A 21,358-nucleotide genomic window follows, 5' to 3' on the forward strand; every position below is an offset into this window, starting at 1 on the left:
CCCCCCCCGGGGCGCGCCCCGGGGGGGGGCGCGGGGCCCCCCCCCCCCGCTGCCTGTTAGGGCGCTACTTGGGCGTGCCGTGCACGACCCCTGCGGTGTTGTCCAGCAGGCTCTTGGTGGCGGTCTGAATGAAGGCTTCCAGCTGCTTGAGCATCTGCGGCTGGTCCGGGCTTTCAATCAGCTCGGCCTTGAATTCACGGCCCAGCTGGTAGCGATACAGCCGCGGGTTCATGTCCTTGGACTCGATCAGCACACGGTCGCCCTGCACCAGGCCGACGATCTGCTCGCTGCCCGATGGCTTGATCATGCCCACGCCCTGATCGCCTGCAGGCAGGTTGAGCAGGTCACGGCCCCAGCACTGGTGGCGGGTTTCGCCACCCAGGCGGCCCATGATGGTGGGCACGATGTCCACCTGGGTGCCGACGGTGTGGTTGACCGCACCGAACTTCTCCTGGATACCTGGCGCAATGAGCAGCAGCGGCACGTTGAAGCGGCCCAGGTCCAGCTCGGTGACCTGCTGGTGGTTACCGAAGCCGTGGTCGCCAACGATCACGAAGAGGGTGTCCTTGAAGTAAGGCTCCTTGCGGGCCTTCTCGAAGAACTGGCCCAGCGCCCAGTCCGAGTAGCGCATGGCGGTGAGGTGCTCGTCCAGGGTGCCCTGGCCGGTGACTTTCTCCACCGGCAGGTTGGCGGGCAAGGCGTACGGGGTGTGATTGGACAGGGTCTGCAGCAAGGCGTAGATCGGCTTCTTGCCGTCATGCTTGGCCAGCTCCTGGTTGCCACGGTCGAACATGTCCTGGTCGGACACGCCCCAGGTGGGGTCGGAGAACACCGGGTTGACGAAGTCGTTGCGGCCAATGAACGTGGTCATGCCTTGGTTGCCGAAGAACCCGGACTGGTTGTCCCAGGCAAAGTCACCGTTGTACACGTAGACGTCGTCGTAATCCCGGGCACTGAGCAGCGCCGGCAGGCCAGAAAGCTTGTGGCCACCTTCCGGGGTTTGCATCAGGTACTCGAAGCCCGGCAGGTTGGGGAAGCACGCCATGGTGGCGAACATGCCCTGGTGGGTATGGGTGCCATTGGAGAAGAAGCGGTCGAACAACAGCCCTTCCTTGGCCAGCTTGTCGAAGTACGGGGTGATGTTGTTGGGGCTGCCCAGCGCGCCCACCGAGTGGCCGGCAAAGCTCTCCATCAGGATCACCACCACGTTCTTGATCGGCAGCGTGTTTGCGGCAGGTGGCAGGAAGTCACGGCGCACGGCGGCTTCGTCGGCATCCACCAGGGTGTCGTTGGGCGTCAGCAGTTGCTGGCGCACGGTCTGGGTGGCCACGCCTTGCTCCAGCACCGGCTTCCAGATGTTGGCGCGGTCTTCACCGAAACGGCTCTTGGCCGCATCGATCAGCGTCAGGGTACCGTTCAGGCCCAACTGGTTGACGAAGTTGGAGTCGGTGGTGAACGCATCCCCCCAACGCATCGGTGGGCCCTGGCGCAAGGTGCCGCGGGCGGCGACCACGGCCACCAGCAAAATCACCATGAACACCGCCAGCCGGTTGTACCAGGGGGCGACACGCTGCACGCCATCACCACGGGTAGCGCGGTCGACCCCCTTGAACAGCAGGCTGAGCAGCCAGGTGCCGAAGGCCCAGGCCAGCAGGTAGCGCACCACCGGGAAACCGTACCAGAGCATGCTCATGACGGTCTTGGGGTCTTCCTTGATGTACTGGAACACCAGGCCGTTCAGGCGCTGGTGGAACTCGCGGTAGAAGTCCAGCTCCATCAGGCCGAGGAACATCACCACGCTGGAAGTCAGGGTGAGCCAGAAGCGGAACACGCCGCGCCGCGCCATGGCCCACGGGCTGAGCAACGCCAGCAGCAGCGGCACACTGATGTACACCACCACCCGCAGGTCGAAGCGCAACCCGTTGAGGAAGCCCTCGGCAACGGTTGCAGCAGGCGTATCGCCGACCATGTCGCTGTTGTAGACCAGCAGCGCAAGGCGCACGAGGCTGAGCATCAGCATGATGACCAGCGCGCTCAGCAGCGTGTAGGCCAGGTGGGATTTGAGGGTGGGCGAGAACGACGCTCGCGCGCCCCATTGCTTCAAGGCGTCCGGGTTGGCCATGAACGGGAAGGTCCTAGAATTGCGGTTTGCGAAGAGCGCGACGGCCGAAGGCCATCGCAGCATTGTGCGGGAGCGGATTCTGTTTAAATCATTGTGAAAATTTTGTCACGGCCCGATTGGCCATTGGCGGCATTGCGGCCGGGTGCCCGGCCGCCAACGTTCAGATACGCACGTTGCCGCGTGGGCCGGCGATGGCCCATATCACCAGGCCAGCCACGGGTAGCAACGCGATCAGCAGTATCCACAGCACCTTGCTGCCCACCTCGTTGCCGCTCTTGATCACGTTGAGAATGGCCCAGATGTCCAGCGCCAGAATGATCAGGCCTACCAGGCTGTTGAACGTCGATCCCATGCCATGTACTCCAGTTCAGGGGGTTGATGCTGCATAGCATAGCCAGCTATTACGTCGATAGAGCGGAATCCTTGGCGCCAGGCTCGGGTCACTGCTTAGACTGCCTTGTCTTTTGAACCCGAGGTTTGCATGCCCCCTGTACACAGTCACAGCGCCGCCACTTCCCCGCTGAGCGCCTGGCGGCAACACATCGCCAACAACCCATGGGTAGGCGCCGGCCTTGCTCTCAGCCTGCTGGCGGTGCTCGTGCTGCTGGGCGCCAGCCTGTGGAATGCCGTGCACGGCGACCATTCGCAGCACCTGCACCTGGCGGCGGTCGGTGGCCTGGCAGGGTTCGGTGCCACGGCACTGGGTGCAGTATTGGCGGTGGTGCTGCGTGACGTGAGCACGCGCAGCCAGGATGTGATGCTGGGTTTCGCAGCAGGCATGATGCTGGCGGCCAGCTCGTTTTCGCTGATTCTGCCGGGCCTGGATGCCGCGCGGGACATCACCGGCAGCGGCCCTGCTGCAGCGTTCGTGGTGGTGATCGGGATGGGCCTGGGGGTATTGCTGATGCTCGGGCTGGACCGTTTCACCCCCCACGAGCATGAGCGGGTGGGCGTGGCCGGCCCAGAAACCGAGCGGTTCAGCCGGGTGTGGCTGTTCGTGCTGGCGATCACCCTGCACAACCTGCCCGAAGGCATGGCGATAGGTGTCAGCTTCACCAATGGCGACATGAACATCGGCCTGCCGCTGACCACCGCCATCGCCATCCAGGACATCCCTGAAGGGCTGGCGGTTGCACTGGCCTTGCGCGCTACCGGGCTTTCGAACCTGAAGGCCGCCCTGGTGGCGATAGGGTCCGGGCTGATGGAGCCCTTGGGTGCAGTGATCGGCTTGGGCATATCCACGGGTTTCGCGGTCGCCTACCCTATCAGCATGGGGCTTGCAGCCGGGGCGATGATTTTCGTGGTCAGCCACGAGGTGATCCCGGAGACCCACCGCAATGGCCACCAGACCTCGGCAACCCTGGGCCTGATGGGCGGCTTTGCAGTGATGATGTTCCTCGATACCGCACTGGGCTGAGCCCCGCGCCCGTGCACGTCGCTTAGACGTGCACGGCAACCTTCAACGCTTCCAGGGCAGGTTCAACCTTGATGCCCAGCGCCGCACCCAGCTCCGTCACCCGCGCCAGGTCATGCTGGCCGACCATCACCATTTGCAGTTCGTCATCGAGCAACTGGCTGAAGTTGAGCAGCACGTACCCCCCTGCTTCCTTGTTCAAGGCACCCATCTGCACCTGGATGCGGTTGAGCGCGGTCAGCGGCTCGGTGCGTGCCAGTTGCTTGGGCTTGAGGGTAAGCGGCACGCTTTGGTCAAACGAGCCGCTGATGTGCTCGAACAGCTCCTGGTAGCTGTCGGCCTGGAAGACCACGGTATCGGGCAAGCTGCCGAGCACTACCCACTCGCCCAGGGGGATCGGGAAGCTGTCGTCATAGTTGATGTCGGGGTTGGCGGCAAGAAATGCCGCCGGGTCGGCGTAGGCCTGGGCAGCCTCATCGGCAATGCGCTCGATATCGGCCTCACGCATGCAGCCTGCGCCAATGAGGCTGATGAATTCGAGCAACTGAGTTTTCATGAACGGGGCCTGCGGCGGGTAAAAAGGTGCCAAGGATAGCCGCAAATGCCCCTGTGAGGTTAGCCTGCCAGCGCTTGCAGGCGCGCCGCAGCGTCTACTGCGCCCATGGTATGGGCCGCAACAAGGGCAGTGGCACCCCGTGCATCCTGGCGCGCCGGGTCTGCGCCTTGGGCCAGCAGGTAGTCAAGAATCTCCAGGCGGTTGAACATGGCCGCCAGCATCAGCGCCGTACGCCCGTCCTGCGCGGCTGCATCTACCGGTACGCCGTTCTCGAGCAGCAGGCGGATCATGGCCATGTCGCCCTTGAACGCGGCCCCGGCAATGGGCAACTGGCCGTTATCGTTGGCGATCAGCGCATCGGCACCGTGGGCCAGCAGCACACGCACCGCATCGTGGTGGCCGTGGTAGCTGGCCAGCATCAACAGGGTATCGCCCTTCTGGTTGCGCAGGTTCACGGGCAGGCCGCTGGCGAGCAAGCGCTCGAGCATCTCGGCGTCGCCCTGGCGGGCGCGGTCGAACACTTGTTCGGCAAAGGCGGCGGCTTCATCGGCGGTCATTTGAGAGGGCGCGGCTTGGGTCTGCATGGGGGAACCTCCTGGCAATAATCGGTGCCTAAGTGTTTGTCAGGCCCCGGTTGCGGGTCAAAGGTTCAGAATCTATCGCTGCGATAGCCCAACGAGCCCCGCCGTGCAAAATGCACTGTGCAAATTGCACGACCTTGCAGCTTGCACGGAGGCTCTTCTTGAAGTAAGCCGCAAGCCATTGATTTACAAGGGTTTTGGCAATATCCAAAAGCTGGCACGGTCACTGCAATCTACAACTCCACGATTGCCCTACACCTGTCAGGAGTTGCCATGAACCTTATCCAGGAAAAATTCGTTTCGGTCTTTTCGGCTTACCAGGTTGCTACCCAGCCTCGTCCGGACGGCGGTGTTCTCCTGACCCTGCGCGCCGCTGACGGCAAGGTGACCCGCCGTGTGCTCAGCTACGGGCAACTGCACAGCGCCGAACAGCTGTCCTGGGCCATCAGCGCCATCCGCCGCGACCTGGCCGAGCAAGCCAGTGAGCTGCCGGTGATCACCATGCTGCAAAGCCAACAGCGCTTCGCCCTGCCGACCTACCGCTGAGTGGTCGCCTGCCTGAGCTGGCCTGTTGGCGGGTGACTCCCGATGGATTCACCCTCGAACAGACCAGCAAGGCCTATTAAAGTTCGTCAATTCCCAAAAACGCCCGTGCTGCGTGGTCGCCCGTGTACAACGGCGTAGAAGCCTGCTCGTTCGCATAAAGCCTGAACGCAAGGCAAAACGGGGTTTCGCCCAACTCCAGCCAGCGCCGCGTATTCGCCGGTATGGTCAACTGATCGCCTTTCTCGCACACCACTGAATACACCCACTCGCCCAGGCGCAAGCCTAGCTGCGCACGGCCGCTGATCACCGCAAATACTTCCTGGCCGTCATGGGTGTGCTCTTCCCGCAGCGCTAATGCGTCAACCTGCTCGCCGTCGCGGTTCACCAGCCGATAGACAGGGCTGGCGTGGGTGGTCATGAGTCGGTCAAGGTGATCACCACATGCGACCAGCACGTCTGCCTCGGCTGTGCCTGGGCGTATCCGAAGACCATGCTCGGCGTGGATCAACGACACCCCGTGCTCGGCCAGCGCCGCCTCGATGTCTTCCCGGTGGGTCAGCACCTTGTTGGGCAATGCCGGGCTGGAAGGGTCAAATACGCAGAGAATGCTCATCAGCGGTCAGGTCCTGGTCGGTTGCGAACGGGTCGCCATGATAACGGCTGCAGCCAGCGCCGAAGCGCTGGCCATACCAAAGGTGAAGCCTGGCCCCAGCCATGTCCAGCTGTAGCCCGCGTACAGTGCGCCGAGCGCCCCGCCGGTGCCTGAAAGCGCGGCGTAAAGGGCCTGGCCCTGACCTTGTTGGCGCGGCCCGAAACTGGCCTGCACGAACGCGATGCTGGCAGCGTGAAAGCAGCCGAAGGTGGCAGCATGCAGCAACTGTGCGAACACCAGTACCCTAGGCTCCGCCGCCAGGTTGCCCAGCAGCAACCACCGCACGGCCGCCAGCACGAAGCTGGCCAGGAGCACCCGCTGGATACTGAACCGCGCGAACAGGCGGCTCATGGCCATGAACATCAGCACCTCAGCCACCACGCCCAACGCCCACAGCAGCCCGATGGCGCCGCGGCTGTAGCCCAGGTGTTCCAGGTGCAAGGTCAGGAAGGTGTAGTAAGGCCCGTGGCTCAGTTGCATCAGTGCCACGCACACATAGAACGCCACCACACCGGGCGCTCGCAGCTGGTGCAGAAAACCGCCAGCTGCGCGGCGCTCGCCCTGCTCGACGGGCTGGGCATTGGGTACCCACAGGCTGGCGGCGACGATGCCGGCCATGATGGTCACCAGGGCGACCGGGTAGATATCCAGGCTCAACCACTCGAACAGGCGGCCTAGGCCGACCACGGTCAGGATGAAGCCAATCGATCCCCACAGGCGTACCTGGCTGTAGCGTGCGGTTTGGCCATGCAGGTGTGCCAGTGTGATGACTTCGAACTGGGGCAGCACTGCATGCCAGAAGAAGGCGTGCAACGCCATGACCAGTGCCAGCCAGGCGTAGCTTTTGTCCAGAAAAATCAGGGAAAAGGTAGCCAGCGTGCACAATGCCCCCAGGCGCACGATAAGCAGCCGCTGGCCCGTGCGGTCCCCCAGCCAGCCCCACAGGTTGGGGGCGATGCAGCGCATCAGCATGGGGATGGCCACCAACTCGCCGATACGCGCCGGCGTGAAGCCCAGGTGGTCAAAATAAAGTGCTAGAAACGGCGCCGTGGAGCCCAGCAGGGCGAAATAGAACAGGTAAAAGCTGGACAGCCGCCAGTAAGGGATTGCGGGCATGGGATGGCCTTTGTGGCCTGCTGCGGGTGCTTCGCTAGGCGAAACACCCGGCACGGGCGGGTAAACGCTAGCGCAGTACGGGCGTGGTGACCTTGACGTCGGCGTTCTGCGCGCGGTGGCGCAGCAGGTGGTCCATCAGTGCAATGGCCATCATCGCCTCGGCGATAGGCGTGGCGCGGATGCCCACGCACGGGTCATGCCGGCCCTTGGTGATGACCTCAACGGGGTTACCGTGCACATCGATGGAGCGGCCTGGCACGGTGATGCTGGACGTTGGCTTCAAGGCCAGGTGAGCGACGATTGGCTGACCAGAAGAGATGCCGCCCAAAATGCCACCGGCGTTGTTGCTGAGGAAACCTTGCGGGGTCATCTCGTCACGGTGCTCGGTACCGCGCTGTGCCACGCTGGCAAAGCCCGCGCCGATTTCCACGCCCTTGACCGCATTGATGCTCATCAGGGCATGTGCAAGCTCGGCGTCCAGGCGGTCGAAGATCGGCTCGCCCAGGCCAGGCATCACGCCTTCGGCGACCACGGTGATCTTGGCGCCTACCGAGTCCTGGTCACGGCGCAGCTGGTCCATGTAGGCCTCAAGCTCCGGCACCTTGTTGGGGTCCGGGCTGAAGAAGGCGTTCTGTTCTACCGACTCCCAGGTCTTGAACGGGATCTCGATAGGGCCCAGCTGGCTCATGTAGCCACGCACCGTGATGCCCTGGGTAGCCAGGTACTTTTTGGCGATGGCACCGGCAGCCACACGCATGGCGGTTTCACGGGCCGAGCTGCGGCCACCACCGCGGTAGTCACGCTCACCGTACTTGTGGTGGTAGGTGTAGTCGGCGTGAGCGGGGCGGAACAGGTCCTTGATTGCGGAGTAGTCCTTGGACTTCTGGTCGGTGTTGCGGATCAGCAGGCCGATCGAGCAGCCCGTGGTACGGCCTTCGAACACTCCGGACAGGATTTCCACCTCGTCGGCTTCCTGGCGCTGGGTGGTGTGCCGGCTGGTGCCGGGTTTGCGCCGGTCGAGGTCGTGCTGCAGGTCGGCGAGGGAAATTTCCAGGCCTGGCGGGCACCCATCGACAATGGCGACCAACGCCGGGCCATGGCTCTCGCCTGCGGTGGTGACAGTGAACAGCTTGCCATAGGTATTGCCGGACATGGACGCTCCGCGAGATCTGCCTGAGATGAACGAAAGGCGGCAGTATACAGGATGGGGCTGGGAGGTGGCGCGGCGTACAAACCAGGCGGTCGCGCGCGCCTGTAACAGGCGTGACTGGCCCGAAACAAACGTAGGAGCGAGCGCAGCTCGCGATGCGCCGCGCGGGCGGCGCTCGATTTCTCAGGCGCTGCAAATGTCACACTGACCACCTCCCAGCCCAACCGCGTTCTACCGGTGAAGGGCCCCAGGCTGAAATCGCATGAGGGCTGCCAGGTGTTCGGCTCAAGAGGGTCTGCGCCTATTCGACCGAGCGCCGCCTGCGCGGCGCATCGCGAGCTGCGCTCGCTCCTACATTCAGGGCGCGGGGCGCGATGGCGTGGCGGGCCCGCGCAGAACCTTCCACTTCGCGTAAGGTCAAAGTGCTATCCCCCTACCCAAGTAGCCCCGCACCATGCCGCGCCTTGTCGCCCTGTTGTTCCTCCTGTTCACTGGCCTGGCCCAGGCCGCCGCCCCTACCGTCCTGCAGCGCCCCATCGACCTGCATACTGGCCAAGGCATATTGCACGGCAGCCTGCTGCTGCCCCAACAGGCCACGCCACCGCCGGTGGTGCTGATCATCGCAGGCTCAGGGCCCACCGACCGTAACGGCAACAACCCCGCTTCCGGCCGGGTCGACAACCTCAAGCGCCTGGCCCTGCTGCTGGCCAACCAGCACATCGCCAGCGTGCGCTACGACAAACGCGGCGTGGCCGCCAGCCAACCCGCCACCCCAGACGAACGCGACCTCAGCGTGGAGCGCTACGTGGCCGATGTCGTGGCCTGGAGCCACAAGCTCAAAGCCGACCCACGCTTCGGCCAGCTGATTCTCATCGGCCACAGCGAAGGCGCACTCATCGCCAGCCTTGCTGCCGAGCAGGCCGGTGCCAGCGCGGTGATCAGCCTGGCCGGCAGCGGCCGGCCCATGGCTGACGTACTGCGCGAGCAATTGGCCGAACGCCTGCCCCCCGCTCAACTCGCCCGTGGCAGCGAACTGCTGGACCGCCTGCAGGCCGGCCAGACCAGCCTGGACGTGCCGGCGCCCTTGCGCCAGGTGTTCCGCCCCAGCGTGCAGCCCTACCTGATCACACTGTTCCGCCAGAACCCGGCCCAGGCCTTCGCCCAACTCACCGTGCCAGCGCTTATCGTGCAGGGGCGCAACGATGTGCAGGTGGATGTGGCGGACGCCGAACGCCTGAAGGCAGCCAAGCCCGATGCCCAGCTGGTACTGATTGACGGCATGAACCACATGCTGCGCATCAGCCCCAAAAGCATGAGCCAGCAACGCGACAGCTACCTGAACCCCGAGCTGCCACTGGCCCGGGAGCTGGGCGAGCAGATCGTCACCTTCATCCAGCACCTGCCGCCAGCATAATGCCCGGCCTCAGGTCTGCGGCATGCCTGCCGATACAGCAGGCATAGCCAAGGACATGCCCTGATGACCACAACACCTACTGCCACAGAGCCGGCCGAAGAACCCCAGCCAACCCCCGCCCTGCCCTGGGCGGACCTGGCCGTCGAGCATTACCAGTTGCTGCGCCTGGCCGCCCTGCCCATCGACCGGGCCACCGGCCCGCGGCCGCTGCGCTACGTGCAGTTCGGCCATGCCGAGCGCCACGACACCGAACACAGCCTGCTGCGCATGCACATCCAGCTGCCCGGCCAGAAGGTGCATAAAGGGCAGAACCGCCTGGACATCCGCGTGGACCACCGTGAAAAACGGGTGCGCATCGGGGATGAGCACGGCTTGCAACTGGAACCGGTAAACCGCGGCCTGGGGCGCTTTTTGCTGGCACAGGCCGCGCAGTGGCTCAAACGCAGGTGGCCCAGCTACCAGGTGGAGGAATTCAAGCTGCCCAGCAAGGACGCCCTGCAGGAGGAATCACGCCTGCGCCGTGACCATTGCCTGCGCGGCGCGGGCCTGGAAGTGGAGTACGAAGAAGGCCAGGTACTCAAGGGCCACACTGTGGCAACCACCGCCGGGAAGTTGCCAACCACCTGGAACAGCGAGCGTGTTCAGCAGGTGGGTATTCTGGAGGCTGCGCAATTGTTGCAGCAGGCAGAGCAGCAACTGCAGGAAACCAGCGCCCAGTTGCGCGAACGCGACGAGCGCGTGGCCAAGTACCAGCGCGAAGACAGCGGCCTGCGCTTCACCATCACCTGCCTGGTAGCGTTCGCGCTGTTCCAGGCAGGCCTGCTGATCTGGATCGCCACGCGCTAGCCAACAGGGGGCTGCTGCACAGCCCCCACGCGGTTTACACCTTGGAAGCGAACAGCGCCTGGTGCTGGCGGCACTGCTCGGCGGTGAGCATGAACACCCCATGGCCCCCGCGCTCGAACTCCAGCCAGGCGAAGTCCACTTCCGGGTACAGGGCTTCGACATGCACCTGGCTGTTGCCCACCTCCACAATCAGCAAGCCTTTTTCCGTAAGGTGGTCAGCCGCCTCGGCCAACATGCGCCGCACCAGGTCCAGGCCGTCTGCACCACAGGCCAGGCCAAGCTCAGGCTCGTGGTGGTATTCGGCAGGCATGTCGTCGAAGTCCTCGGCGTCGACGTAGGGCGGGTTGGACAGGATCAGATCGAAGCGCTGCCCTGGCAGCCCGGCAAAACCGTCGCCCTGCACCGTGTACACCCGCCCGTCCAAGCCGTGACGCTCGATGTTCTGGTTAGCCACTTCAAGGGCCTCGAACGACAGGTCGCCCAGCACCACTTCGGCCTGGGGGAACACATCCGCCGCCACGATACCGATGCAACCGGACCCTGTGCACAGGTCCAGAATGCGCGCAGGCTCGCTGGCCAGCCACGGCTCAAGGCGGTTTTCCAGCAGTTCGCCGATGGGCGAGCGCGGCACCAGCACACGTTCGTCGACGATGAACGCCATGCCGCAGAACCAGGCCTCGCCCAGCAGGTACGCCGTAGGTACGCGCTCTTCGATACGGCGCTTGAGCAGGTGCTGCAATTGCACACGCTCGGCGTCTTCGAGCATGCAGTCCAGGTAGCTGTCGGCCACTTCCCACGGCAGGTGCACCGCCCCCAGCACCAGCAGCCTTGCCTCGTCCCAGGCGTTGTCGGCCCCGTGGCCGAAGAACAGCTCATGTTCGTGGAAGCGGCTGACCGCCCAACGGATGTAGTCGCGCAGCGTGCGCAGACGGGATGTGATCACGGGGTACTCCTAATTCAGACCGTACAAAAGTCTAACAGCCCAGGCCGCTGATTTGTTCCCTCGGATCGCCTGCGAGGTAGCCACAGGCCAGTAACCACGCCACTTGCGATGTCAACCATTCCCATTGGCGCGCAGGCAGGGGAGAATAGGCCCATAAAAGCCCTACACCAAGGAGCCCTTGATGTCCGTTCCAACCACGATGTTCCGCCTCACTGGCCGCGATTACCCGCCGGCCAGGCTGAGCCATGCCAGCCTGATCATCATCGATGCGCAAAAGGAGTACCTCAGCGGGCCCCTGGCGCTGTCGGGCATGGACGAGGCCGTGGCCAACATCGCCCGGTTGCTCGACGCCGCGCGCAAAAGCGGCCGGCCAATCATCCATGTTCGCCACCTGGGTACCGTGGGCGGCCGCTTCGACCCGCAGGGCCCGGCCGGCCAGTTCATCCCCGGGCTGGAGCCGCTGGAAGGCGAAACCATCATTGAAAAGCGCATGCCCAACGCGTTCAAGAACACCAAGCTGCATGAAACGCTGCAGGAGCTGGGCCACCTGGACCTGATCGTGTGCGGCTTCATGAGCCATTCCAGCGTCAGCACCACCGTGCGCCGGGCCAAGGACTATGGTTACCGCTGTACCTTGGTGGAAGATGCCTCGGCCACCCGCGACCTGGCGTTCAAGGACGGGGTGATCCCGGCTGCACAGATCCACCAGTGTGAAATGGCCGTGATGGCCGACAACTTCGCCTGCGTGGCGCCCACCGCCAGCCTGATCTGAGCGCGCGGAACCCGCGAGGCCGGTGCAAGTCCAACTGCCCACAGGCACAGAGGAGAGCGGGATGAAGCTCAAAGGCAGTATCGACGCCAAGCGCTTGCGCCCGCGCCAACCGCGTCACTGGGGCGCCCGTCTGGGGGCTGCTCTCTCCGCCCTGCTGGCAACGCTCGGCGTGCTGCTGGCCATGGCCGGCGTGGCCGGCCTGCTGGGCAATTACCCGGCCCTGGCTGAGCTCAATGCCAACAAACCCCTGGCAGGCGTGCTGACCGCTGCGGGGTTGCTGCTGTTATGGCTGGGCGTGCGGTTCTGGCGGCTCAGCCGTATCCGCCTGCGCCGTTCACGGGAGTTGAACCTGTCGCCACACCTGATGAAAAAGCACGATTGACCTCCGCATTGCACTGCACAGTCGCGTAAACTACGCGGCCCACGTGGAGGCATCATGCAAGACGACGATTTTTCCCTGTTCAAAGCCGAAGTGCGCGGCGTCAAGCCCATCAAGCACGACAGGGCCGAGGTCGGCAAACCCAAGGCCGATCGCCAGCAACTGGCCGGCTTGCGCCAATCGGCCACCGTGCGCAGCGATAAAGCCTTGGTCATCGATGGTATGTCCGACCAGTTCGTCATCGACGTGGGCGCCGAGGACGAGCTGATGTGGCGACGTGACGGCGTGCAGGAAACCCAGCTGCGCAAACTCAAGCTGGGGCAGATCCCGTTCGAAGGCAGCCTTGACCTGCACGGCATGACCGTGGAAAAGGCCCGGGAAACCCTGTGGGCCTTCATCGCCGAAGCCACACGCCTCGAAGTACGCTGCGTACGCGTGACCCACGGCAAAGCGGCGCGGCTGGACGGCAAGCGCCCCATGATCAAGAGCCACGTCAACACCTGGCTGCGCCAGCACCCCCAGGTGCTCGGGTTCGCCTCCTGCAATGCCCGCCACGGCGGCACCGGGGCCGTCTACGTGATGCTCAAACGAACCATGCTCGAAGGCCGGGACGAGTAACGCCGCGCTTGCAGCGCCGCCCTCGCCGCCGTAACCTTCGTTTTTGCGATTTTTCCCACAGGTAGATCCATGTCCCTGGAACAGAACTACACCGAGATCCTCAGCCAGATTGGCGAGGACGTCTCCCGTGAGGGCCTGCTCGACACGCCCAAGCGGGCTGCAAAGGCGATGAAGTATCTTTGCCGCGGTTATGAACAAACACTGGAAGAAGTGACCAACAACGCGTTGTTCAGTTCTGACAACAGCGAAATGGTGCTGGTGCGGGACATCGAGCTGTACTCGATGTGCGAGCACCACATGCTGCCTTTCATTGGCAAGGCCCACGTGGCCTACCTGCCCAAAGGCAAGGTGCTGGGCCTGTCCAAGGTGGCGCGCATTGTCGACATGTACGCCCGCCGCCTGCAAATCCAGGAAAACCTCAGCCGCCAGATCGCCGAGGCCGTGCAGCAGGTTACTGGGGCAGCGGGCGTTGCTGTGGTTATCGAAGCCAAGCACATGTGCATGATGATGCGCGGTGTAGAGAAGCAAAACTCCAGCATGATCACTTCGGTGATGCTGGGCGAGTTCCGCGAAAACGCGTCCACCCGCAGCGAGTTCCTCAGCCTGATCAAGTGATTGGCTGCAAGCCCCAGGCCGACCCTTGCCAGGTCGGCTTTTTCATTTCAGGAGTTGCCCCATGATCGTCAAAGCCCTGCGGGTTGGCCTCGGCCAGCTCATCGTCTTCGCAGACTTGATCAGCCGCCCAGCCAAGCTCAAGCGCGAGCCGGCAGCCCAGGCCCGCGTCGCCGAGGCGGCCAAGGGGCTGGCGCTGTACCAGTTTCATGCCTGCCCGTTCTGCGTTAAAACCCGCCGCACCCTGCACCGCCTGAATGTGCCGGTGGCCCTGCGTGACGCCAAGAACGACCCACAGCACCGCCAGGCGCTGCTGGAAGGCGGGGGCCGGGTGAAGGTACCGTGCCTGCGCATCGAGCAAGATGGCAAGGTGACCTGGATGTATGAATCCAAGGCCATCATCGCTTACCTGGATGAACGCTTCGCTGCCGGCTAACGTTGGGGCCGCCCCTTACCCCACCATCGGCACATGCCGCGGGTGGCTGCTGACGCGCTCGAGCCAGGCGCGTACCGCCGGGTAATCCGCCAGGTCAAAGCCGCCTTGGTGGGCGACATGGGTGTAGGCGTACAGCGCCACGTCGGCAATGGAGTATTGCTCGCCCACCAGGTAGGGGGTCATCTGCAGCTGCCGCTCCATCACGCGCAATGCCTTGTAGCCGCCTTTGTGCAGTTTGCGGTACTCCTCCAGCCGCGCTTCGGGCAAGCCCAGGTAGAACTGGATGAACCTGGCCACGGCAATGTATGGCTCATGGCTGTACTGCTCGAAAAACTGCCACTGCAACACTTGGGTGCGCAGGCGTGGCTCGGTGGGCAGGAACTCGCTGCCATCGGCGAGGAAGTTGAGAATGGCGTTGGACTCCCACAGGTAGGTGCCGTCTTCCAGCTCCAGAACGGGCACCTTGCCGTTGGGGTTCATCGCCAGAAACGCCGGGGTTTCGGTTTCGCCCTTGAGAATGTCCACCGGGTGCCACTCGCAGGGCCGGCCCAACAGGCTCAACATGAGCTTGACCTTGTAGCAGTTGCCCGACTGGTAGTCGCCATACACCTTGTACATCACCCCTCCCCTGCAAAGCAGTTGTGCAATAGCGCCCAATAGTTGGCGACTGTACGGTTAAAAGCAATCGCCGCTGTATGACAAACCTCACCGCGGCTGGCGGTAGTCTGAAAAACTGCTTACACCCTGACAAGGATTTTGTTCATGCCCCATGCCACCCCCGCACGCCTGAGGCCCCTGGCCGATACCTCGGCATCGGCCATCGTTGCCGGCTTCATTGCCATGCTGACCGGTTATACCAGCTCGTTGGTATTGATGTTCCAGGCCGGCCAGGCCGCCGGGTTGACCACCGCGCAGATCTCGTCGTGGATCTGGGCACTGTCGATTGGCATGGCAGTGTGCAGCATCGGCCTGTCACTGCGCTACCGCACCCCCATTACCGTCGCCTGGTCTACACCTGGCGCAGCGCTGCTGATCACCAGCCTGGGCGGCGTGAGTTACGGCGAAGCCATCGGTGCCTACATCACCTGCGCCTTGCTGGTGCTGGCCTGCGGATTGACCGGTAGTTTCGAGCGGCTGGTCAGACGTATCCCGGCGTCCCTGGCCTCGGCGCTGCTGGCCGGCATCCTGTTCAAGATCGGCAGTGAAATCTTCGTCGCGGCGCAGCACCGCACCTTGCTGGTGCTGGGCATGTTCTTCAGCTACCTGCTGGTCAAACGCCTGTCGCCGCGCTACTGCGTACTGGCGGCGCTGGTGGTGGGCACTGCGTTGTCCGGCGCCTTGGGCCTGTTGGACTTCAGCGGCTTTCACCTGGAGGTCGCAAAACCGGTGTGGACCACCCCAAGCTTCTCGCTGGCTGCCACCATCAGCATCGGCATCCCCTTGTTCGTCGTGGCGATGACCTCGCAGAACATGCCGGGTGTGGCCGTGCTGCGTGCAGACGGCTACCAGGTCCCGGCCTCCCCGCTGATTTCCGCCACGGGGTTTGCTTCGTTGCTGCTGGCGCCGTTCGGGTCCCACGGGGTCAACCTGGCGGCGATCAGTGCGGCCATCTGCACAGGCCCGCACGCCCATGAAGACCCTGGCAAACGCTATACCGCTGCGGTGTGGTGCGGGCTGTTCTATGGTATCGCCGGGGTATTCGGCGCAACGCTGGCCGCGCTGTTTGCCGCCTTGCCCAAAGAGCTGGTGCTGTCGATTGCCGCGCTAGCCCTGTTCGGCTCGATCATGAACGGGCTGACCGTGGCCATGAGCGAGGCCCGCGAACGAGAAGCTGCGGTCATCACCTTCATGGTCACGGCGTCGGGCCTGACGCTGTTCTCGATCGGCTCGGCGTTCTGGGGCATCGTGGCCGGGGTCTTGGCACTGGTGATCCTCAACCCCCGCCGCAGCTGACACGGGTCACAACCGGAAGTGGCCCACCATGCCCTTGAGGTCGGTGCCCAACTGCGCCAGCTCCACACTCGACCTGGCGCTGCCCTGCATGGCCAGCGCCGCCTGGTCGGCGCTGCTGCGAATCTGCGTGACACTGCGGCTGATTTCTTCAGCCACCGAGCTCTGTTCCTCTGCCGCTGCCGCTATTTGCTGGTTCATCTGCTGAATCAATGACACCGCAGCCGCAATGCTGCCCAAGGCACTCTCGGTGTGCAAGGCATCGGCCACCGCCAGGCGTACCAGCTCGGTACTGCCCCTGATCTGGGCCACCGACTGCTGGGCGTTGCCACGCAAGCTGGCCACCAGGGTTTCGATCTGCTCGGTGGACTGCCGGGTACGCCGCGCCAGCGCACGCACCTCGTCGGCCACCACGGCAAAGCCCCGCCCCTGTTCACCGGCGCGGGCTGCCTCGATGGCCGCATTCAGCGCCAACAGGTTGGTCTGCTCGGCCACGCTCTTGATCACCTCCAGCACATCGCCGATGGTGTGAATTTCGGAGCTGAGGCTGTCGATGCCGGCACTGGCCGTTTCTGCCGCTGCCGCCAACTGCTCGATACGCTGCATGCTCTGGCGCACCACCTGCTGCCCGGAATCCACCTTCTCATCCGCCGCCTGGGCCGCCTGCGCGGCCTCTTCGGCGTTGCGCGCCACATCATGCACGGTCGCCGTCATCTGCTGCATGGCGGTGGCCACTTGTTCGGTTTCTTCTTTCTGGCTGCCCACCTCACGGTTGGTCTGCTCGGTCACGGCCGACAGCGCCTGGGCGCTGCCGGCCAGTTGCTCGATACCTTGCTGCAACCCGCTGACGATGCCCGACAACCCTGCCGCCATCTGCTGCATGGCCTGCATCAATTGCCCCACCTCGTCACGGCGCGGGGCCGGTGCCTCGAATGCCAGTTCGCCGTCAGCAATGCGCCGGGCGCGGGCGATCACGTGCTTGAGTGGGCCGACCACGGCGCGGGTGATCAGCCAGGCGGCCAGAATGCCGACCAGCAGCGCCAGCCCCGTGGCCACGGCAATCGCTACTGCGTTGCGTTGCAGGTCACCCTGCAGGGCCTGCTCCTGCCCCAGGTAGGCCTGGTCCACCCGGCCGGTTACCTGTTCGGCACTGGCCTGCAACTGGCCCTTCAGGCCCTGCTCCAGCGCCAGCTGATCGGTGTATTCATTGAGCTTTTCCGAAAAACTTCCGATATGCCCCGCCACTTCGTTCAGCACGCTTTGGTAACCGCTGTCGGTCACCGCCGCCTGCAGCTGGGTCACGAGGGCTGCAGCTTCGACCGTTTGCGGGATGCGCGCCTGGCTCACGTCATCCTCACCTTTGCGGCTTTTATCCAGGCGCACCCGCGCTTCATCCATGGCCTGCAACATCAGGCGCGACACCTGGGCAACCTGGGCGGCCTGCTCCAGAAACTCGCCACCCTGCTGCCCTTGGGACTGCTTGAGCGTGTACACCCCATCGTCGGCCAGGCCTGACTGCAGCACGTCGAGGTTGTTGGCCACACTCGACACCGACCAACTGGCGGTATCCAGCGCCAGCTCCTTGGCCTGCACCGCCCCTACGAACGCTTCGAATGCCTTGCCGTAGGCCGCCAGGTCGGTTTCCGCTGCCGCCAGCGCCGGCTGTTCGCGCGCGCGCTCGGCCAGGCCCTTGAGGCCACCGCGCAACGCCTCGGCCTGCTTGATGTCGGAGCTAAGGGCAAAAGACTGCTCATGCTGGCGCAGGCGCAGCAGGTCGGTGTTGAACTGCGCCAACTGCCTCAGGCTGTCGAAGCGCTGGCCAACACTGTGCAGGGCAGCAATGCCAATGGCAGCCACGGCCAGGGTCAGCAAGAGCACCAGGGCGAACCCCAGGGTGAGTTTGCGGGCCATGCCCAGGTTGGCCAACACACCCTGCTTGCTTGCGCCCATGCCCATTCCCCTTCTGTGTGTCAGGTTATGCCGAAGGCCAAGGGTGGCAACGTTGCCAGCGTCGGAACAAGGGCCTGACGTCAGAATAGTGTCAAATAGCTATGAACGTGTCGCTAACAGCTTGCCGGAGGTCGCCCAGCATATTGAATGAAGGTTGGGGCGCGGGAATGTTGCCCGTCAGCGACATCGTTAGCGCTGCAGGTTCAGATCGCCGTGGCTCCACCGTCCACCGTCAGACAATGGCCCGTAGTGAATCCCGCCCCGTCGCTGCACAGGTACAGCACGGCGCTGGCAATTTCTTCGACTTTGCCAATACGCCCCACCGGGTGCATGGCGGCGGCAAACTCTGCCTTGCGCGGGTCGGCTTCGTAGGCGCGCCGGAACATGTCAGTGTCGATAACGGCGGGGCACACGGCGTTTACCCGCACACCTTTTTTGGCGTACTCGATGGCTGCCGACTTGGTCAGGCCAATCACCGCATGCTTGGACGCACTGTAGATACTCATTTGGGGCGCCGCCCCCAGCCCCGCCACCGAGGCAGTATTGACGATGGCGCCGCCGCCCTGGGCCAGCAGCAGTGGCAGTTGGTACTTCATGCACAGCCATACCCCCTTCACGTTTACCCCCATGATCGCGTCGAACTGTGCTTCGCTGCCCTCGGGCAGGCGGCCCTGCTCGATCTCGATGCCGGCATTGTTGAAGGCATAGTCCAGCCGGCCATAGGCCGCGATCAGGTGTTCGTGCATCTGGCGCACCTGGCCTTCGCGGGTTACGTCACACTCGATGAACAGGGCCTCGCCGCCTGCGGCACGGATCTGCGCCACCGTGGCTTCGCCGCCCACAGCATCCAGGTCAGCCACCACCACTTTCAAGCCCTCGCAGGCGAATGCCAGGGCCGTCGCCCGGCCAATACCGGCGCCGCCACCGGTGACCAAGGCCACCTGGCCCGCAAAACTCATGCTCATCGCCTGCTCCTGTGAGGGTGTAAAGGAGCCCAGAGCATAGTCAGCCGCTGACCAGGCGGGCAGCATCATCACATGAGCATTTGTGACACCATGCTTGTCAGTGATGTTACGCACTGCGTTTCATCAACAAGGTAAATTGGCCGTCTGACCCTTTCATTCTTCTCTAGGAGCCATCATGACCCAGACCAACCGCCGCTTCCTGCTCGTAAAACGCCCGGTCGGCGCCGTGCGCCGCGATGACTTCGGCTACGAAACGGTGCCCGCCGAACAGCCCGGCGAAGGCCAGGTACTGGTGCGTAACCTGTACCTGTCACTGGACCCGGCCATGCGCGGCTGGATGAACGAAGGCAAGTCCTACATCCCCCCGGTGGCCCTGGGCCAGGTAATGCGCGCCTTGGGTGTGGGCGAAGTGATTGCCTCCAACCACCCGGGCTTCAAGGCCGGCGACCATGTAGGCGGGGCCCTGGGTGTGCAGGATTACTTCACCGGTGACGCACAGGGCCTGCACAAGATCGACCCCAACCTGGCACCCCTGCCCCGCTACCTGTCGGCGCTGGGCATGACCGGTATGACGGCCTATTTCGCCTTACTGGAAGTGGGCCAGCCGAAGGCCGGTGACACGGTGGTGATTTCTGGCGCTGCCGGTGCGGTGGGTAGCATTGTGGGCCAGATCGCCAAGATCAAAGGCTGCCACGTGGTAGGCATCGCTGGCGGCAAAGAGAAGTGCCAGTACCTGAAAGACGAACTGGGCTTCGACGGGGTAATCGACTACAAGGCCGAAGACGTGCTGGCAGGCCTGAAACGCGAGTGCCCCAAAGGCGTGGACGTTTACTTCGACAACGTAGGCGGCGAGATTCTGGATGCCGTGCTTACCCGCATCAACTTCAAGGCGCGTATCGTGATTTGCGGTGCCATCAGCCAGTACAACAACAAGGAAGCCGTCAAGGGCCCGGCCAACTACCTGGCACTGCTGGTAAACCGTGCGCGCATGGAAGGCTTTGTGGTGATGGACCATGCCAAGGATTACGGCAAGGCGGCGCAGGAAATGGCCGGCTGGCTGGCCAGCGGGCAGGTCAAGAGCAAGGAAGATGTGGTGGAAGGGCTGGAGACGTTCCCTGAGACGCTGTTGAAGCTGTTCAACGGTGAAAACTTCGGGAAGCTGGTGTTGAAGGTGTGAATGCGTGGGGCTGCTGTGCAGCCCCGCTATTATCGCGGCAGCTTAGCCGCGAATTTCGGCAACCACCGCTGCCAGGGCCTGGGCCGGGTCGGCAGCCTGGCTGATGGGGCGACCGATTACCAGGTAGTCAGAACCTGCATCCAGCGCCTGGCGCGGGGTAAGGATGCGGCGCTGGTCATCCTGGGCACTGCCCGCCGGCCGAATGCCTGGGGTTACCAATTGCAGGCCTGGGTGCGCCGCCTTCAGTGCTGGCGCTTCCAGAGCCGAGCACACCAGGCCGTCCATGCCGGCCTTTTGCGCCAGCGCAGCCAGCCTCAGCACCTGCTCCTGGGGGTCAACGTCCAAACCGATGCCGGCCAGGTCTTCACGCTCCATGCTCGTAAGCACGGTCACGCCGATCAGCAACGGCTGTGGGCCGCTCCGCTTGGCCAGCTCCTCACGGCACGCCGCCATCATGCGCAGGCCGCCCGAGCAATGTACGTTGACCATCCACACGCCCATCTCTGCCGCTGCTTTTACCGCCATGGCCGTGGTGTTGGGGATGTCGTGGAATTTCAGGTCCAGGAACACTTCGAAGCCCTTTTCACACAGGGTTTCGACAATGCCCGAAGCGCTGCTGGTGAACAGCTCCTTGCCAACCTTCACCCGGCACAGCGCGGGGTCTAGCTGGTCAGCCAGCTTCAGGGCGGCCTCACGGGTGGGGAAATCCAGGGCGACGATCAGGGGCGTCTGGCAGGCGGACATGGGCACGGTCTCTTGGCAAGTCGAAAACGGCGCGCATTGTAAACGATGTGGTGCGGGGTTGGGGGCTACGGTTGATGGAAATGGCCAAGCGGTGAAGCGCGCCACGGCTGTACCATGGAACCAACGAAGCGCGTTGCCGATCAAAATCGGTAACTACGCTGCCATCCCGTAAGGAGAACGACAATGCCCTGGTATGCCTGGCTGATCCTGTTAGTAGCCCTTGGCTCCATCGTCGGCGGGCTGATGATGCTGCGCGACACGGCCAAGAAATTGCCCCTTACCGATGAGCAATTGTGCAAGGTACATGAGCGCAATGCCGAGGCGGATGCCAAGGATGCTCAGAACCGTTGAGCGATATGGGTTCGTGTAGGAGCTAGCGTAGCTCGCGATGGGGTGCGTAGCGCCCCCGGCGATG

24 protein-coding genes and 1 pseudogene are annotated in these 21,358 nt (G+C 63.8%); 12 read left to right on the top strand and 13 right to left on the bottom strand.

Annotated elements, in window-relative coordinates; all coding sequences use genetic code 11:
• Nucleotides 1-64 precede the first annotated feature (64 nt).
• The gene (locus tag IAE36_RS21670; protein WP_060481571.1) at nucleotides 65-2,122 is read right to left on the bottom strand and encodes an LTA synthase family protein; all 2,058 of its coding nucleotides are present in this window, start codon (nucleotides 2,120-2,122) and stop codon (nucleotides 65-67) included.
• Nucleotides 2,123-2,282: 160 nt separating this feature from the next.
• On the bottom strand, nucleotides 2,283-2,474 hold the full coding sequence (locus IAE36_RS21675; protein ID WP_201214647.1) for a PLDc N-terminal domain-containing protein: 192 nt from the start codon (nucleotides 2,472-2,474) through the stop codon (nucleotides 2,283-2,285).
• Between the two features lie 129 nt (nucleotides 2,475-2,603).
• Here IAE36_RS21675 and IAE36_RS21680 point away from each other — a divergent pair, with 129 nt between their 5' ends.
• A complete protein-coding gene (locus IAE36_RS21680) occupies nucleotides 2,604-3,539 on the top strand; it encodes a ZIP family metal transporter (protein ID WP_201214650.1) in 936 nt (311 codons plus the stop codon).
• Between the two features lie 22 nt (nucleotides 3,540-3,561).
• Here IAE36_RS21680 and IAE36_RS21685 read toward each other — a convergent pair whose 3' ends face one another.
• Both IAE36_RS21685 and IAE36_RS21690 read right to left on the bottom strand, forming a co-directional pair.
• Nucleotides 3,562-4,092 carry a hypothetical protein gene (locus IAE36_RS21685; protein ID WP_201214653.1) on the bottom strand — a complete coding sequence of 177 codons (531 nt, stop codon included), beginning with the start codon at nucleotides 4,090-4,092 and terminating at the stop codon, nucleotides 3,562-3,564.
• A 59-nt stretch (nucleotides 4,093-4,151) separates the two neighbouring features.
• Nucleotides 4,152-4,676 (bottom strand): ankyrin repeat domain-containing protein, encoded by a 525-nt coding sequence (locus tag IAE36_RS21690; RefSeq protein WP_028634753.1) that lies wholly within the window; start codon nucleotides 4,674-4,676, stop codon nucleotides 4,152-4,154.
• Nucleotides 4,677-4,946: 270 nt separating this feature from the next.
• Here IAE36_RS21690 and IAE36_RS21695 point away from each other — a divergent pair, with 270 nt between their 5' ends.
• Nucleotides 4,947-5,219: a DUF3509 domain-containing protein gene (locus tag IAE36_RS21695; RefSeq protein WP_201214656.1), complete on the top strand. Its 273-nt coding sequence runs from the start codon at nucleotides 4,947-4,949 to the stop codon at nucleotides 5,217-5,219.
• A gap of 76 nt (nucleotides 5,220-5,295) precedes the next feature.
• On the opposite strand, the gene IAE36_RS21700 is transcribed toward IAE36_RS21695, so the two are convergent.
• The 3 genes from IAE36_RS21700 to aroC all read right to left on the bottom strand — a co-directional run bounded on the left by IAE36_RS21700 (nucleotide 5,296) and on the right by aroC (nucleotide 8,140).
• A complete protein-coding gene (locus IAE36_RS21700) occupies nucleotides 5,296-5,832 on the bottom strand; it encodes an oxidase (protein WP_201214659.1) in 537 nt (178 codons plus the stop codon).
• A 6-nt stretch (nucleotides 5,833-5,838) separates the two neighbouring features.
• Complete coding sequence (locus IAE36_RS21705; protein WP_201214662.1) at nucleotides 5,839-6,987, bottom strand: MFS transporter; 1,149 nt, start codon at nucleotides 6,985-6,987, stop codon at nucleotides 5,839-5,841.
• Nucleotides 6,988-7,054: 67 nt separating this feature from the next.
• A complete protein-coding gene (aroC, locus tag IAE36_RS21710; protein ID WP_201214666.1) occupies nucleotides 7,055-8,140 on the bottom strand; it encodes a chorismate synthase in 1,086 nt (361 codons plus the stop codon).
• A gap of 451 nt (nucleotides 8,141-8,591) precedes the next feature.
• On the opposite strand from aroC, the gene IAE36_RS21715 reads away from it, so the two are divergent.
• On the top strand, nucleotides 8,592-9,551 hold the full coding sequence (locus IAE36_RS21715; RefSeq protein WP_201214676.1) for an alpha/beta hydrolase: 960 nt from the start codon (nucleotides 8,592-8,594) through the stop codon (nucleotides 9,549-9,551).
• Nucleotides 9,552-9,614: 63 nt separating this feature from the next.
• On the top strand, nucleotides 9,615-10,397 hold the full coding sequence (locus tag IAE36_RS21720) for a hypothetical protein (RefSeq protein ID WP_201214678.1): 783 nt from the start codon (nucleotides 9,615-9,617) through the stop codon (nucleotides 10,395-10,397).
• Between the two features lie 34 nt (nucleotides 10,398-10,431).
• Here the strand turns inward: IAE36_RS21720 and prmB are convergent, their stop codons facing one another.
• Nucleotides 10,432-11,340, bottom strand: coding sequence for a 50S ribosomal protein L3 N(5)-glutamine methyltransferase (gene prmB, locus IAE36_RS21725; protein WP_060481578.1), 909 nt, complete (start codon nucleotides 11,338-11,340; stop codon nucleotides 10,432-10,434).
• Nucleotides 11,341-11,521: 181 nt separating this feature from the next.
• Here prmB and IAE36_RS21730 point away from each other — a divergent pair, with 181 nt between their 5' ends.
• The 5 genes from IAE36_RS21730 to IAE36_RS21750 all read left to right on the top strand — a co-directional run bounded on the left by IAE36_RS21730 (nucleotide 11,522) and on the right by IAE36_RS21750 (nucleotide 14,157).
• Nucleotides 11,522-12,112, top strand: a complete 591-nt coding sequence (locus tag IAE36_RS21730) for a cysteine hydrolase family protein (RefSeq protein WP_028634745.1) — start codon at nucleotides 11,522-11,524, stop codon at nucleotides 12,110-12,112.
• A 61-nt stretch (nucleotides 12,113-12,173) separates the two neighbouring features.
• Nucleotides 12,174-12,494, top strand: coding sequence for a hypothetical protein (locus IAE36_RS21735; protein ID WP_201165234.1), 321 nt, complete (start codon nucleotides 12,174-12,176; stop codon nucleotides 12,492-12,494).
• Nucleotides 12,495-12,548: 54 nt separating this feature from the next.
• Nucleotides 12,549-13,109 (top strand): Smr/MutS family protein, encoded by a 561-nt coding sequence (locus IAE36_RS21740; protein ID WP_028634743.1) that lies wholly within the window; start codon nucleotides 12,549-12,551, stop codon nucleotides 13,107-13,109.
• Nucleotides 13,110-13,178: 69 nt separating this feature from the next.
• A complete protein-coding gene (folE, locus tag IAE36_RS21745) occupies nucleotides 13,179-13,724 on the top strand; it encodes a GTP cyclohydrolase I FolE (RefSeq protein ID WP_028634742.1) in 546 nt (181 codons plus the stop codon).
• A gap of 61 nt (nucleotides 13,725-13,785) precedes the next feature.
• Nucleotides 13,786-14,157, top strand: a complete 372-nt coding sequence (locus tag IAE36_RS21750) for a glutaredoxin family protein (RefSeq protein ID WP_201165233.1) — start codon at nucleotides 13,786-13,788, stop codon at nucleotides 14,155-14,157.
• Between the two features lie 15 nt (nucleotides 14,158-14,172).
• Here the strand turns inward: IAE36_RS21750 and IAE36_RS21755 are convergent, their stop codons facing one another.
• Nucleotides 14,173-14,775 (bottom strand): glutathione S-transferase family protein, encoded by a 603-nt coding sequence (locus IAE36_RS21755; RefSeq protein WP_028634740.1) that lies wholly within the window; start codon nucleotides 14,773-14,775, stop codon nucleotides 14,173-14,175.
• Between the two features lie 144 nt (nucleotides 14,776-14,919).
• On the opposite strand from IAE36_RS21755, the gene IAE36_RS21760 reads away from it, so the two are divergent.
• Entirely contained in the window at nucleotides 14,920-16,110 is a 1,191-nt protein-coding gene (locus IAE36_RS21760; RefSeq protein WP_201214679.1) for a benzoate/H(+) symporter BenE family transporter, read from the top strand.
• Between the two features lie 6 nt (nucleotides 16,111-16,116).
• Here the strand turns inward: IAE36_RS21760 and IAE36_RS24170 are convergent, their stop codons facing one another.
• From IAE36_RS24170 to IAE36_RS21770, 3 genes and pseudogenes are all read right to left on the bottom strand, one after another.
• Nucleotides 16,117-16,998, bottom strand: coding sequence for a methyl-accepting chemotaxis protein (locus IAE36_RS24170; RefSeq protein ID WP_442967486.1), 882 nt, complete (start codon nucleotides 16,996-16,998; stop codon nucleotides 16,117-16,119).
• Nucleotides 16,978-18,063: pseudogene (locus IAE36_RS24175) on the bottom strand (HAMP domain-containing protein); the annotation flags it as partial. The gene IAE36_RS24170 and the pseudogene IAE36_RS24175, both read right to left, overlap by 21 nt.
• Before the next feature lie 197 nt (nucleotides 18,064-18,260).
• A complete protein-coding gene (locus tag IAE36_RS21770; protein ID WP_201214680.1) occupies nucleotides 18,261-19,022 on the bottom strand; it encodes an SDR family oxidoreductase in 762 nt (253 codons plus the stop codon).
• A gap of 175 nt (nucleotides 19,023-19,197) precedes the next feature.
• Here IAE36_RS21770 and IAE36_RS21775 point away from each other — a divergent pair, with 175 nt between their 5' ends.
• Complete coding sequence (locus tag IAE36_RS21775) at nucleotides 19,198-20,199, top strand: NADP-dependent oxidoreductase (RefSeq protein WP_201214681.1); 1,002 nt, start codon at nucleotides 19,198-19,200, stop codon at nucleotides 20,197-20,199.
• Nucleotides 20,200-20,241: 42 nt separating this feature from the next.
• Here IAE36_RS21775 and pyrF read toward each other — a convergent pair whose 3' ends face one another.
• A complete protein-coding gene (pyrF, locus tag IAE36_RS21780) occupies nucleotides 20,242-20,943 on the bottom strand; it encodes an orotidine-5'-phosphate decarboxylase (protein WP_028634735.1) in 702 nt (233 codons plus the stop codon).
• Between the two features lie 183 nt (nucleotides 20,944-21,126).
• On the opposite strand from pyrF, the gene IAE36_RS21785 reads away from it, so the two are divergent.
• Nucleotides 21,127-21,294: a DUF2897 family protein gene (locus tag IAE36_RS21785; RefSeq protein ID WP_201214682.1), complete on the top strand. Its 168-nt coding sequence runs from the start codon at nucleotides 21,127-21,129 to the stop codon at nucleotides 21,292-21,294.
• Nucleotides 21,295-21,358: the final 64 nt, after the last annotated feature.

Origin of the sequence: Pseudomonas sp. S36, from assembly GCF_016647875.1 — a bacterium.
GTDB classification, from domain to species: Bacteria; Pseudomonadota; Gammaproteobacteria; order Pseudomonadales; family Pseudomonadaceae; genus Aquipseudomonas; species Aquipseudomonas parafulva.